The 16,082-nt window shown below is 68.2% G+C and carries 1 protein-coding gene; it reads right to left on the minus strand.

The features are described from left to right. Positions 1-334: 334 nt before the first annotated feature. Positions 335-15,931 carry an amino acid adenylation domain-containing protein gene (locus ACFXHA_RS07490; RefSeq protein WP_379354028.1) on the minus strand — a complete coding sequence of 5,199 codons (15,597 nt, stop codon included), beginning with the start codon at positions 15,929-15,931 and terminating at the stop codon, positions 335-337. Positions 15,932-16,082: the final 151 nt, after the last annotated feature.

A 16,082-nucleotide genomic window follows, 5' to 3' on the forward strand; every position in this document is an offset into this window, starting at 1 on the left:
GATTGCCGACGACTTCTCCCCCGACCCGAACCATGAAACTCTCCCCGGTGTTTCCAACCGCACTCGCATGCGCTTTTCAATCGCATCAATATTTGTCGTCCGCCCGCTTACTGACAAGTTGCTATTTGTGCCAATAGGTCGGCTATTCCGTGCCAGAATCGGTCGGCCTCGGTGTGATCACCCAGGTGAACGGACGGAACCAGCCCAAATGGGACGAAATACACCTACTGCTAGCTCGATATTCACCCCCCGGTGAAACCCCCGTCGTGATCCAACGCACATGATTACCGATTGCACATGAACCACAACGGCATACGTTGACCTATACGTGTACCTATTCGGGGTTTTCCTCGATCTTGTAAACAACGTCGTGGCCGGCGAAATGCAATCGGACATGCACACCGGGGTGCCGGTCCATCAATTCGCGCACGGTCGAGTGCACCCGGTCCGGCGGCGTGCCATCTGCCACGTCGAGCATGATGTGGCGCATTGTGATCCCTGCGCGACCCGGATCGGAGGCTACGATGCCGCGACCCCACTCCGAGTCCATCGGATCGTCCAGTCGCCGAAGCGTGTCGGTGAGCACGCCGCCGATCCGGGCGAGAGCCTCCGCATCGGTCATCCGGTCGTGGGTGACCGGAACCGGATGGTCCGAGATCTCGCCCTGCACGAAGGGCGCCCATTCGGCCGCCGTCCGCCCGGTCACCGCGTGCGCGGGGTCGGCCGCGCCGAAGAACAGCAGCGTGCCGCGATAGACCTCGGGCCGGAACTCGTGCTCCAGCGCCACCGTGCGCACGGCCCCGGCGGCCGTGCGGCGCAACAGGTCCCGGGGTACGTCGGAGAACTCCGAGGCGAGGGCGGTCTGGACGGCGTCCAGTGCCGTGTCGCTCAACTCGAGCCGATCGTCACCACCGAAGACGGCTTCGGAGATCCCGAGTTCCGCGAAGGTCTTCCCGAGTGTGTCCCGGAATTCGTCCAGGTCGTCCTGCGGGTAACCGTCGAGGATGGCCAGCAACTCGACCGAATCCCCTTGTTGCTGCAGCATTGTCGCCATGTGATGGGCGAGTTTGCCGCCGAGCGACCAGCCCAGCAGCCGGTAGGGCCCCTCGGGCTGGATGGCGCGCAACTCGGCGAGGTAGCGCTGTGCGATCTCGGCCAGCGTGGCCGGCGCGAAGTCCGGTTCGGTCAGCGCGGGCGTCTGCAGGCCGAGGATCGGCTGCCCGGCCGGCAGCACCCCGCTCAAACCCGCATAGCACCAGGCCAATCCGGCCAGCGGATGAATGCAGAACAGCGGTCGGCTCGCGCCCGTGGGCCGGATCGGCAGCACGACTCCGAGCGCCCCGGTGAGGTCCGTGTTCGCCTCGGTACCGAACGTGTCCAGGCGACGCGCGAGCCCGGCGACGGTGGCGTCACCGAAGAAATCGGCGACGGTCAGCCGGGTTCCCGGGTCCTCCCGCAGCAGGCTCACCACCCGGGTCGCCAGCAGCGAAGTGCCGCCGACCGCGAAGAAGTCGTCCTCCGCACCCACCCGCTCGCGCCCGAGAACCTGCGAGAAGGCCGCGGCCACCCGGTTTTCCGACGGTGTCGACGGCGCCCGGTAGGTGCGCGGCCGCAATTCGGGCTCCAGCAGGGCGGCACGATCGAGTTTGCCGACGGGGGTCAGCGGCAGCGCGTCGAGCACCACGACGGCGGTGGGCACCATGTACGAGGGCAGGCGCGCGGCGACCGCCCGCGACAGCCGATCGGTATCGATCGGGTGCCCGGGCGCGGCGATCACATAGGAGACGAGAACCGTTTCTCCCGACGCGATCTCCCGGCCGAGAGTCACCGCGTGATCGACCTCCGCCCGGTCGGCGAGGACGGCATCGATCTCGCCGAGTTCGATGCGGAAACCTCGGATCTTCACCTGGAAATCCGAGCGCCCGACGTACTCGATCCGGCCGTCGGGCAGCCGGCGCACCACATCCCCGGTGCGATACAGCCGGGAACCGGGCGCACCCCAGGGGTCGGCGATGAACCGCTCGGCCGTCAATGCCGCCCGGTTCCGGTACCCGCGTGCGAGTCCGTCACCGCCGAGGTACAGCTCTCCGGCGACGCCCACCGGTACCGGGTGCATCCGGTCATCGAGCACCAGCACCGACATGCCGTGCACCGGCGTGCCGATGGTGACCCGCCCGCCCGGCTCCAGCCGCGCGCTGGTGGCCATGATGCTGGCCTCGGTCGGTCCGTACGCGTTGTAGTAGCGGCGATCCGGGCTGCTCCACTTGGCCACCAGCTCCGGCGCAGTCACGTCACCGCCGACCAGCACCATCCGCAACTGCGGCTGCCGGGCCGGATCCAGGGTGCCGAGCACGCCGGGGGTGAAGATCGCATGGGTCACGTCCTCGCGACGCAATACCTCCCCGAGTTCGGCCCCGCCGAGGACCTCCGGCGGCACCACGACCAGTGTCGCGCCGCTGGAGAACGCCCAGATCCACTCCAGCAGTGAGGGATCGAAACTGGGTGAGCAGAGGTGCAGGAAGCGGTCCCCGGGTGCGAGCTCGCAGACCCCGACCGCGGATTCGCGCAGCGCGCCCAGACCGCGGTGAGTCACGGTGACGCCCTTGGGCATTCCCGTGGAGCCCGAGGTGTAGATGACGTAGGCCGGAGTGGCCGCGCGGATCGGGGCCGGACGGTCGGCGTCGGTCACCGCGGCCGGCGACGCGGCCCGGCACCGGAGGTCGACGGTGGCCTCGTCCAGGCACAGCCAGTCGATGTCGCCGGGCAGTCCGGCGGCGAGCGACTCACTGGTGAGACCGAGGACCGCGCCGGAATCGGTGACCATGTGCCGCAACCGATCCGGCGGATAGTTCGGATCGACCGGCAGGTAGGCCCCACCGGCCTTGGCGACCGCCAGCGCGGCCGCGATCATCTCGATCGAGCGAGGGAAGGCCACGGCCACCACTGTTTCCGGGCCCACCCCGTCTTGGATGAGCACCCGCGCCAATTGCGAGGAGTAGTCGTCGAGCTCGCCGTAGGTGTACGAGTGACCGCGATCGCGGACCGCGACCTGGTCCCGGCCGAGTTCGGCACCGCGAGTGAGCAGTTCGGGCAGCAGGGCGCTCTCGGTGACGGCGGCACCGCGCACCCGGGTGAGCTGCCGGGATTCGTCCTCGGCGAGCAGCGGCAGATCGCCGACGGCGGTACCGGGCCGATCCACGATCGCCCGCAACAGGCGGACGAACCGCTGCGCGAACACCTCGACGGTGCGGTCGTCGAACAGGTCCCGCGCGAACCCGAACATCCCGAGCGCGCCGCCGTCACCGTCCTCCGCGATGGCCAGTTGCAGATCGACCTGGGAGGTCGACGCCTCGAAATCGGCTGCGCCGACCCGTAGTCCGGGCAGTTCCAGGCTCGCGTCCGGCAGATTCTGGAACGCCAGCAGCACCTGGAACAGGGGATTGCGTGCGGTGGAGCGCGCCGGATTGAGCAACTCCACAAGCCGCTCGAACGGGAGGTCCGCGTGCGCGAAGGCCGCCAGGTCGGCGTCCTTGACCTCGGCGAGCAGCTCGTCGAACGACCGCTGGCCCGCGACGCGGGTGCGCAGCACCAGGGTGTTGACGAACATGCCGATCACGTCGTCGAGTTCGGGCTCACCACGACCCGCGATCGGAGTACCGATGGCGATGTCGTCGGTACCCGAAAGCCGGGACAGCAAGATCGCCAGCGCGGTATGTATCACCATGAACAGCGTCGTATTGCGTTCCCGTGCAAGAGTTTGCAGGCTGCGATACAGATCCGCGTCGATCCCGAAGCCGACGGTCCCGCCACGCAGCGACGCCACCGGCGGGCGCGGGCGATCGAAAGGCAGGTTCAGCTCGTCCGGCAGCCCCGCCAGCGTGGTCCGCCAGAAGCCGGCCTGCGCGGAGATCAAGCTCTCCGGATCGTTCTCCGAACCCAGCACTTCACGTTGCCACAGCGTGTAATCCGCGTACTGCACCGGCAGCGGAGCCCACGCCGGAACATCACCATTGATACGAGCCGCGTAGGCCGACATGATGTCGCGGGTGAACGGGCCCATCGACCAGCCGTCCGCGCTGATGTGATGCACCGCGAAGACCAGCACATGTTCGGCCTCGGCACCTGCGACCTGGAACAGCTCGGCCCGCAATGGAACCTCGTGCACCACATCGAATCCGGCCGACAGCACCCCGGCGATCCGCTCCGGCAACGCCTCCGCCGCCACCGGAATCGGGGTGAGATCGGGCACCGCATCGGCAGCGGGCCGGATCACCTGGTGAGGTTCACCGTCTTCCTGCGGGAACACCGTGCGCAGCGACTCGTGCCGTTCGATGGTGTCGGCCACGGCCTGCTGCAGGGCAACCACATTCAGGTCACCGGTCAGCCGCACAGCCGCCGGAATGTTGTAGGCCGCCGAGGTCGTGTCGAACTGGTTGAGGAACCACATGCGCTGCTGCGCCAACGACAACGGAATGCGTTCCGGCCGGGGCCGAGCCGTGAGCGCCGGACGACCGCCGGTGCCCGCGTCCTGTTCGACCGCGACCGCGAGTTCGGCCACGGTGGGCGCTTCGAACAAGGCGCGCACGGGAACCCGGGTCGCGAGGGCGGCGCCGAGCCGCGCCACCACCTGGGTCGCCAGCAGTGAATTGCCGCCGAGGGCGAAGAAGTTGTCGCGGATGCCGACCCGTTCCAGGCCGAGCACACCCGCCAGCACGTCGGCGACGATCTGCTCCACCGGTGTTCTCGGGGACTGGAATTCACGAGGCACCAGCACCGGCTCGGGCAGGGCCCGCCGATCCAGCTTGCCGACCGGGGTCAGCGGGACGGCGTCGAGCACCGTGATGGCCGTCGGCACCATGTAATCCGGTACCCGTTCCGCGACATGCTCGGTGAGCGCCGGGATGTCGATATCGCAGCCGGCGGCGGGCAGCACGTAAGCGGCCAGGATGGTGGATCCGGCCGGGGCCCCATGGCCGACCGTGACCGCGAACTCCACCGACTCGTGTGCGGCCAGCACGGCATCGATCTCGCCCAGCTCGATACGGAAACCCCGCACCTTGACCTGAAAATCGGACCGGCCGACATACGCGAGCTCCGGTGCCGCCCGGCCGGGCGTCCACCGCACCAGATCCCCGGTGCGATACATCCGGGTCCCTGCGGCGAACGGATTCGCGACGAACCGCTCGGCGGAGAGCACGGCCCGGCCGTGGTATCCGCGAGCCAACGCCCGCCCGGACAGATACAGCTCGCCCGCCACCCCCGGCGGCACCGGATTCAAGCGGGCATCCAGCACGTATGCCCCGAACCCCGGCATCGGCGTACCAATCGAGATCGGTTGCCCGGCAATCATGTTCGCGTAGGTGGCGGCAATGGTCGCCTCGGTCGGACCGTACCCGTTCAGGTACCGGCGACCTGGCTGCCAGGTGGCGATCAGTTCCGCCGTCGTGGCCTCGCCACCGGTGGCCACCAGTTCCAGCTCGTCCAGGCCGGCCGGATCGACGGTGCCGAGCTGGGCCGGGGTGATGATCAGATGGGTGATCCGTTGCTCGCGCAGCAGCTCGTGCAGCTCCGCGCCACCGACGATGTCGGGCGGTGCGATCACCACGGTCGCGCCGGAAGCGAACGCCAGCAGCCATTCCTCGATCGACTGATCGAAGCTGGGCGAACAGATGTGCAGCATCCGATGATCGGAGTTCAGGCCGTACAGCTCCAGGTCGAAATCGACCATGGTGCTCAAACCGGCATGGGTGACCGCGACGCCCTTGGGCAGGCCCGTGGAACCGGAGGTGTAGATGACATAGGCCAGATTGCCGGGCCGCAGCGGGCGCAACCGCACCGCGTCGGTCACCGGTTCCGCCGAGGCCACGGCGCAGCGCGCCTCGACGCCGGGGTCGTCCAGGATCAGCCAGTCCAGCTCCGGCAGCGCGGCGGCATGCGCGGAGACGGTGACGCCCAGCGTGATTCCCGCGTCGCCGAGCATGTATCGCACCCGTTCCGGGGGATACGTGGGATCGATCGGGACGAAAGCGGCACCGGTCCGGGCCACCGCCCAGATCGCCATGACGCTCCACAGCGAGCGCGGCAGGGCGATGGCCACCAGCGTGTCGGGTCCGGCACCCCGGGCGATGAGCACCCGCGCCAGCCGCGTCGCGTAATCGTCGAGTTCGCCGTAGGAGACCGTGCGGCCGCCGAACTGCAGCGCCACCCGGCGCAGACCCAGGCGGACACCACGATCCAGCAGGTCCGGCAGCAGTTCGCCGGACACCACGGCGGGTTGGGTCCGGGTGGCTTGGCGATATTCGGCGTCGTCGAGCAGCGGCAGATCACCGACGGCCGCATGCGGCCAGACCAGTGCCGCGTCCAGTACGGCGGAGAAGCGGTCGGCGAAACCGCGGACCGTCGCCTCGTCGAACAGGTCACGCGAATAGGAGAATTCGGCGTGCAGGCCCGCGGCGCCGATATCGCTGAGGGTCAGCGACAGGTCGAATTGTTCGGTGGAGAAGTCCGAGTCGATCACCTCGACCCGCAGATCCGGCAGCGCGAAGCTGCCCTGCGGCAGGTTCCGGAACGACAGCATGACCTGGAAGATCGGATGCCGTGCGGTCGACCGCTGCGGATTGAGCACGTCCACCAGGTGTTCGAAGGGCAGCTCCGCGTGCGCGAAGGCCCGCAGGTCGGCCTCGCGGGTCCGCGCCAGCAGTTCGACGAAGCTCTCCGCACCGTGCACCGGCGTGCGCAGCACCAGCGTATTGACGAACATGCCGATGGCATCGTCCAATTCGGCCTCACCGCGGCCCGCGACCGGCGTGCCGATCGCGATATCGCCGGTACCCGACAGCCGGGCCAGCAGCACCGCGAAAGCCGCGTGCACCACCATGAAAAGTGTCGCGTGGTGCGCGCGGGCGAATTCGCGTGCCGCCCTCGTCATCTCACCGTCGATGTGGAACCGCACCCGACCGCCCGCACCGGACTGGACCGCCGGACGGGGCCGATCGGCGGGCAGGTTCAGTTCATCCGGCAGGTCCGCCAGTTCGGCACGCCAGTAATCGGATTGCGTCGCGAGCAGACTCGCGGCATCGTCGGCCCGGCCGAGTAACGCTCGCTGCCAGACACTGAAGTCGGCATACTGCACGGGCAGCGGCGACCACCCGGGAGCGACCCCGGCCAGGCGGGCGGCGTAGGCGATCATCACATCGCGAGTGAGCGGCCCCAGGGACCAGCCGTCGGCACTGATGTGGTGCACGACGAAGGCCAGCACGTACTCGTCGTCATCGAGCCGGAACAGCCTGGCCCGCAGCGGCACCTCGGCGGTCACATCGAACCCCGCCCCGAGGAACTCGCCGATCCCGTCCAGCAGGGCATCCGCCTCGACCGACATCGGCGACAGATCCGGAACACCCTGTCCCACAGGCAGGATCAGCTGCGCGGGGTCACCGTCCCGCTGTGGATAGATCGTCCGCAGGATCTCGTGACGTTCGATCAGATCGGCAACCGCAAAATGCAGCGCATCCACGTCCAGGGCACCGGAAAGCCGCACGGCGATCGGGATGTTGTAGGCCGCCGACGCCGGATCGAACTGATTCAGGAACCACATCCGCTGCTGCGCCAGCGACAACGGAATCCGCTCCGGACGCAGACCGGCGGTCAGCGCCCGACGCCCCAACCCCGTGTGCCCCTCCACCTTGACGGCGAGCGCGGCCACGGTAGGCGCTTCGAACAGCGCACGCACCGGAACCCGGGTATCCAGGGCCGCACCCAGTCGGGCCACGACTTGCGTTGCCACCAGCGAGTTTCCACCCAAGGCGAAGAAGTCGTCCGCCGCGCCGACCCGCTCGACCCCGAGGACTTCGGCGAACACCGCCGCCACGATCTCCTCGATCGGAGTCGACGGCACACGGTACGCAGTGGCCTCGAACTCCGGATCCGGCAAAGCTTTCCGATCCAGCTTGCCGTTCACGGTGAGCGGCAGGGCATCCAGCACCACGAACGCCGACGGCACCATGTACGACGGCAGGACGGCGGCCAAGGCCGACTTCACGTGTGCCACATCGAGATCCACACCGGCGGGCACCAGATAGGCGACCAGCCGATCCCCAGTCCGCATATCCTGCTTGGCCAATACCGCACCCTGCGCGATCTCCGGCAGCGCGAGCAGCGCAGCCTCGATCTCACCGAGCTCGATACGGAAACCACGGATCTTCACCTGGAAGTCGGTGCGCCCTCGATAGTCGAGTTCGCCGTTGTTCCAGGCGACGACGTCACCCGTGCGGTACATACGCTCGCCCACCGCAAACGGGTTGGCCACGAAACGATCCGCCGTCAGATCCGGACGCGCGAAGTACCCACGCGCCAACTGCGCACCAGCGAGGTACAACTCACCGGCCACACCATCGGGCACCAGGTTGAGGCGCGGGTCGAGGACGTAGACCTGCGAATTCCATTCCGGCACGCCGATCGACACCGCACCTGCGTCGGCATCACTAACCAAGTGGCTGGTGATGGACACCGCGGCCTCGGTCGGGCCGTACAGGTTGAACAGTTCCACGTCCGGGTTACTGGCACGGAAGCGCTGTGCCACGGCTGCGGGCAGCGCCTCACCGATCGCCAACACGCGACGCAGCGAATCATTCAGCGTGCCTACGGCTTCGGTGAGCAGCGAATCCAGCATCGACGGCACCACATGCAGCGTGGTGACCCGCTCACGAGCCATCAGCTCGTTGAGGTACGCCGGATCACGATGCCCATCAGCCGACGCGATCACCAGACGGCCACCCGACACGGCGGCCGACCAGAACTCCCACACCGAAAGGTCGAAGGTGGCAGCGGTCTTGAGCAGCACCGCGTCATCCGCACCGAGCCCGAATTCAGCCGTCTTCCACTGCAACTGGTTGGCGATGGCCGCGTGCGGCAGCGCCACACCCTTCGGACGACCGGTCGAACCCGAGGTGAAGATGACGTATGCCGTACTCGCGGCGGTCAGCTCACGCACCCGCTCGGCGTTGGTGACCGGCTCGGCCGAGTAGCCGGACAGCTCCAGCTCGTCGATCCACACCAGCCCCGTCATTCCGCCGGGATGACGAAGGACGTCGGGCAGCACGAAACCGTCACCAGCCGTGGTCAACACACAGGCTGGAGCGGCGGTCTCGAGGATGTAGCCCACGCGCTCGGCGGGCTGGTCCGGGTCCACCGGCACATAGGCCGCACCGGCGACCGAGACGGCGTACATGGCGACGACGAGGTCCACGGACCGGCGGATGGCCAGGGCCACCCGGTCTTCCGCGCCGATCCCGCGCGAGATGAGTTCACGCGCCAGGCGGTTCACCCGCGTGCCGAGCTCGGCGTAGGTCAGAGTCTCGCCGTCGGGCCCGATGAGCGCGATGGCGGTCGGTGTCGCCGCCACGGTCGCATCCAGCATCGAGGCCAGCGTCGCGCTCGAATCCACTTGGTGCGCGGTCGCATTGCGCGCATCCAGGATTTCGGTCCGCTCGGCCGACGACAGCAGGTCGATCTCACCAACTCGGACCGCCGGATTCTCGACGATGGCGGCGAGCAGGCGGTTCAGCCGGTCCACGAACCCGGTGACCGTCGCTGCGTCGAACAGTTCGGTGGCATAGGTGAGGTAGCCGCCGATACCCGCCGGGGCACCGTGTTCGTCGTAGCCGTCGGAGACGATCAGATGCAGATCGAATTGCGAGACAGCGAGATCCGAGTCGACCGGTGAAATGGTGAGGCCGGGCAGTTCCAGCGCGGCGCGGGTCATGTTCTGGAAGGACAGGCCGACCTGGAACAGCGGATGGTGTGCGGTGGTGCGGGGTGGTTCGAGCACCTCCACCAGGCGTTCGAAGGGAATGTCGCTGTGGGAGAAGGCTTGCAGGTCGGTCTCGCGCTGTCGAGCGAGCAGCCCCGAAAACGGTTCGCCGCCGTCCACGCGGGTCCGGAAGACCACGGTATTGACGAACATGCCGATGAGATCGTCGAGTTCGCGTTCACCCCGGCCCGCGACGGGTGTGCCGATAGCGATGTCGTCCGTACCGGACAGTCGCGCCAGCAGTGCGGCGAAGGCCGCGTGCACGACCATGAACACGGTCGCCTGATGTTCCTGGGCGATGCGCACCACGCCGGCATGAATCTCCGGATCGATGCGCACCCACACCCGCGAACCGAGTGCGGACGCCACGGCCGGGCGGGGGCGATCGGTGGGCAGCTCGAGCAGGTCCGGCAGTCCGGCCAGTTCGCGACGCCAGTACGCGAGCTGTTGCGCCGCAATCGATTCCGGATCGGCCTCGTCGCCCAGCACCTCGCGTTGCCACAGCGCGTAGTCGGCGTATTGCACCCGCAACGGGCTCCACGGCGGTTCCGCTCCCGCGACGCGGGCGGTGTAGGCGGTCATGATGTCGCGCACCAGCGGGGCCATCGACGACGCGTCCGCGGCGATATGGTGTGCGACCACCGCGAGTACGTAACGGGGCTCCGGCGCGGGGTCCGTGACCTCGAACAGCCGGACCCGGATCGGCACCTCGCGGGTGACGTCGAACGGTGTCGCGGCCAGTTCGTAGACGGCACCGGCGATCTCGGCCTCGACGACACGCACCACAGCCAGCCTCGGCAGTGAGTCGTCCCCGGCGACCCGCACGAGCTGGGCCGGGCCGTCGGGAGTCTGCGGATACACGGTGCGCAGCACCTCGTGCCGGGACACCACATCATCGAGCGCGGCACGCAGCGCCCGAACCTCGAGGCCGCCGGACAGCCGCAGCGCGAACGGCAGGTTGTAGGCCGCCGATCCGGCGGACACGGTCCCGTCACCGAGATCGTCGAACCGGTTGAGGAACCACATGCGCTGCTGCGCGGGCGACAACAGCAACCGTTCGGGACGCTCGATCCCGCCGAGTTCCACCGTCCGGCCGTGTCGCACCCGCGATTCAACCGCCGCGGCCAGCGCGGTGACGGTCGGGGACTCGAAGAGGGTCCGCACCGGCACCCGATCCCCCAGCGCCGCCCCCAACCTGGCCACCACAGCGGTCGCGATCAACGAATTCCCACCGAGCGCGAAGAAGTCATCATCCGCCCCGACCCGGCCGACCCCGAGCACCTCGGCGAACACACCCGCCACGATCTCCTCGACCGGCGTCGCCGGAGCACGGAATTCACGACCGGCGAAGGTCGGCGCGGGCAACGCCTTACGATCCAACTTGCCGCTGGCATTCAACGGGAACTCATCAAGAACGACGACGGCCGACGGAATCATGTAGCGCGGCAGCACATCCGCGAGCGCGGTCAGCAATTCCGACTCCACGATCACCCGGCCCGGCATCGCGACCACATGCGCGACCAGCTGATCACCGAGCTCCGACGGCATCACAGAGGCGGCGGCCGCACTCACCCCGGAACAAGCCAGTAGCGCGGTCTCGATCTCCCCCAACTCGATACGCTGACCACGGAACTTCACCTGGAAATCGGTGCGCCCGAGATAATCCAACCGCGCCGGACGATCCGAACCGGCATCACGCCACACCACCAGGTCGCCCGTGCGATACATGCGCTCGCCGGTGCCGAACGGGTTGGCCACAAACCGATCCGAGGTCAGATCCGGGCGGCGCACATACCCCCGCGCCAGCTGCCCACCGGCCAGATACAACTCTCCCGCCACGCCCACCGGAACCGGCCGCAACCGCGAATCCAGCACGTACACACGGGTATTCCATTGCGGCACACCGATCGGCACCGAAGCACGCTCATCACCACGCGCCTGCCAATAGGTCACCGACACCGCAGCCTCGGTCGGCCCATACAGGTTGTGCACCCGCGCCGAGGAGACTTCGGCAAACGCCGCCACCGTCTCCGGCGGCAGCGCCTCACCGATCACGAACACATCCCGCAGACTCCCGAGCCTGCCCGGCGCCGCATGCGCGGCGAACACGGTCAGCATCGAAGGCACGAAATCGGTAACCGTAACACCCTGCCGCGCAATGGTTTCCGCCATGTACACCGGATCCCTATGCCCGTCGTGCGTGGCGACCACCAGCTTCGCACCGGTACGCAACGGCATGAAATAGCCCCACAGCGAGACGTCGAACGTCGTCGCCGTCTTCTGCAGGTAGACGTCGCCGGGTCCCATCGGGTACTCGGCCAGCATCCAGCTGATCTGGTTGTGAACGCCCGCATGGGAGACCGCGACACCCTTGGGCCGACCGGTGGATCCGGACGTGAAGATGACGTACGCGGCATTCGACGACCGCAGCGGCGCACGCCGATCCGCATCGGTCACCGGCGCATCGGAATATCCCGACAGCTCCAGCTCATCGATGCGCAGCGCCAAGCCCGGTGCGTCGGGGAGCTCGAAGTCGTCGCGTGCCGTGGTCAGCACGCACACGGGCCGCGCAGTGTCGAGAATGTGTGCGATGCGCTCGGCCGGATGATCAGGATCCAACGGCACATACGCACCACCCGCAGTCAGCACCGCGTACATGCCGATCACCAGATCCAACGACCGCCGAACCGCCAAACCGACCAGCGATTCCGGACCCACTCCCCTATCGATGAGTAGTCGCGCGAGCCGATTGACCCGCTCATCGAACTCCCGATACGTCAGCTCCACACCCTCGAAATGAACCGCCATCGCATCCGGATGGGCAACCACCGCACGCCGGAAACCACCGAGCAGCGACTCGTCCGCGACGGTGTGCCGGGTGTCGTTCCAGTCCAACACCATTCGCGCGCGCTCACGCGGATCGAGCAGCTCGATATCCCCGATGGCCAGCGCGGTGTCCGCCAGCCCTGCGGACAGGATCCGCACCAGCCGATCCGCGAACCCCGCGACGGTGCTCTCGTCGAAAAGGTCGGTGGCATAGGTGAACACGGCACCCATGCCGCCCTGCTCGCGCGGCAATATCGACAGCTGCAGGTCGAATTTGGCTACCGCGCTATCGGATTCGATGGATGTGATGCTCAGCCCCGGCAGCTCCACCTGTGGCGCGTCGAGGTTCTGGAAGAACAACGCGACCTGGAACAGCGGATGATGCGCCTGGGTGCGGACCGGGTCGAGCACCTCGACCAACCGCTCGAACGGCAGCTCCGCCTGCGAGAACGCAGCCAGATCCACCTCTTTCGCAGCCCGCAGCAGCTCCGCGAAACCCGCTCCGGCATCGACCCGCGTCCGCAGTACCAGCGTATTGACGAACATGCCGACAAGATCGTCGAGTGCGGCCTCACCACGACCCGCCACCGGCGTGCCGATCACAATGTCGTCGGTGCCCGACAGCCGCGCAAGCAGCGCGGCCAAGGCGCTGTGCAGCACCATGAACGGCGAAGCGCCGCCGGACCTGGCAAGCCCCTCGATCCCGGCCACCAGTTCCGCGCCGATTTCGAAGGCGAAGGTCGCGCCCCGCCCGGACGCCACGGTCGGTCGCGGGCGATCGGCGGGCAGCTCGATCCGATCCGGAATATCCGCCAAAGCCGCACGCCAATAGGCGATCTGGACCGCCGCGAGCGATCCCCGCCTGCTCTCCCTCCCGAGCAACGCACGCTGCCACAGCGTGTAATCGGCGTACTGCACCGGCAGCGGCTGCCAGTCCGGTACGCCTCCCTCACGCCGAGCGAGGTACGCCGTCAGCAGATCCCGCGCGAACGGCCCGGTCGAGAAGCCGTCGGCGGCGATATGGTGCAGCACGATCGCGACCACATGCTCATCGGCCCCGAGCCGGGCCAGTTCCACCCGCAGCGGAACCCGCGCCGAAACATCGAACCCGGTCAGCGCCACCCCCGCCAGCCACCCGGCCAGCTCCTCCTCGTGCACCGGCTGCACGGTCAGCTCCGGAATCACCTGCGCCGCAGGCACAATCACCTGACTCCCCGCACCGCCCACCTCCGGGTACACGGTCCGCAACGCCTCGTGCCGCTCGATCACATCCCCGAACGCGGCCCGCAAGGCCGCGACATCCAACGCCCCGGTCACCCGCAGCGCGAACGGAATGTTCTCCGCCGCCGACCCGGTATCGAACTGATTGAGGAACCACATCCGTCGCTGCGCGGGCGAGAGCGGAATGCGTTCCGGCCGCGGCTGCGGCACGAGAGCCGCCCGCCCGCCCACGCCCTCGAGTCCGGCCAACTCCGCGGCCAGCGTGGCCACGGTCGGCGCGGTGAACAGCAGCCTGCCGGGCACGCGCGCCGAGATCAGCGCACCCAGCCGCGCCGCGGCCCGGGTCGCGATGAGCGAATTGCCGCCGAGCTCGAAGAAGCTGTCGTCCGCACCGATCGGATCGACGGCACCCAGCAGCTCCGCGAAAACCTCCGCGACCAGCAGCTCGATCCGCCCGGCCGGAGCTCGGAAGGCCGCGGCCCCCAGCCGCGGCGCGGGCAGCGCCCGCCGGTCCAACTTGCCGACCGGGGTGAGCGGAATGCGATCCAGCACGGTGACGACGGCGGGCACCATATGCGCGGGCAGCCCGCGCCGAGCCAGCGCGGTCAGCTCGTCCGGATCGACGATCGCGGGACCGTGCACGTAGGAGGCCAGAATGGTCGCGCCGTCGGCGAGTTCGTGCCCGATCGTCACCGCGAAATCCACACTCGGATGCGACGCCAGCACCACGTCGATCTCCCCAAGCTCGATCCGGAACCCACGAATCTTCACCTGGAAGTCATTGCGACCCAGATACTCCAGTTCCCCGCCGGGCGTCTGACGCACCAGATCCCCGGTCCGATAGACACGAGATCCTGAAGGACCCAAGGGATTCGCGACGAACCGCTGCGCGGTGAGCCCGGGTCGACGGTGATACCCGCGGGCCAGCTGCTCTCCCGCCAGATACAACTCCCCGGGCACGCCGGCGAAACTCGGCTCCAGCCGCTCGTCGAGGACGTACCCGCTGACAGTGCGCAGCGTCCCGCCGATGGTCACCGGCAGGTCCGGCGTCAGATCGGCGGTGGTGGCGAGAATGGTGGCCTCGGTCGGCCCGTACCCGTTCACGAATCGACGCGTCCGGCCCGTGCCGATCGGAATCGCCCAGCGCCGCACCAACTCCGGCGGGCACGCCTCCCCCGCCGCGACCACCACGCGCAGCCCGTCGAGCCCGCTCGGATCCACCGAGGCGAGTGCCGACGGCGTGATCATCATGTGCGTCACCCGCTCGCGCCGCAGCAACGCCGCCAGCTCGGGGCCGCCGAAGACGCCGGGTGCGGCGATCACCAGGGTCCCGGCCGCGCCGATCGCCAGCAGCAGCTCGCCCACGGAGACATCGAAGGACGGTGAAATAACGTGCAGCACCCGGGAATCGGGTGTCGCGTCCAGCCGCTCGCGCTGCACCGAGCAGTAGGTCGAGACCGCGGCCTGGCTGACCACCACACCCTTGGGCAGCCCCGTCGAGCCGGAGGTGTAGATGACGTAGGCGGGATGGTGGCCGCGCAACGGTCGCACGCGGTCGGCATTGGTGATCAGTTCGGCCGGGTAACCCGAGAGTCGCGCACCCACCTCGGGGGTGTCGACGGCCAGCCACTCCACCGTGTCCGGCAACCCGGCCCGCGCCGCGCCGACCGTGAGGCCCAGGGCTGCACCGGAGTCGGTGACCATGTGCGCGACCCGATCGGCCGGATACTTCGGATCGACGGGGACGAAGCCGGCGCCGGCCTTGGTGATGGCCCACACCGCGAGCACCGATTCGATGGACCGCGGAATCCCCACCGCTATCAGATCTTCGGGACCGATGCCCCGCGCGATGAGCAGCCGCGCCAAGCGGGTGGAGCGCTCGTCCAGCTCCGCGTACCGACAGGTCGCGATGGTGTCCGACTCATCGGCAAGCACCAGAGCGACCGCGTCCGGATCGGATTCGACCGCGGTCAGCAGCAGTTCCGGCAGGGTATGCAGCCGGGGATTTCGGGTCCGTACGGGGCGCTTGCGCCCCGGGCGAATCTCACCCGCACTATTTTCAGAATCGCCAGCCACCGCTCCCCCGAGCCGCACCATGAGACTTCTCCCCGAATCCACCGCAACACACGGGCACTCAGAGCTCGAGTGCACCTCAGTGTGAGTGAGCGGCCGCTCTCGGACAAGGTCTCAAAAGTGCGGGGTCGCCGAGATCCGGCCCCGGTAAGCG

Source organism: Nocardia sp. NPDC059240 (genome assembly GCF_042753865.1).
Classification (GTDB): Bacteria; Actinomycetota; Actinomycetes; order Mycobacteriales; family Mycobacteriaceae; genus Nocardia.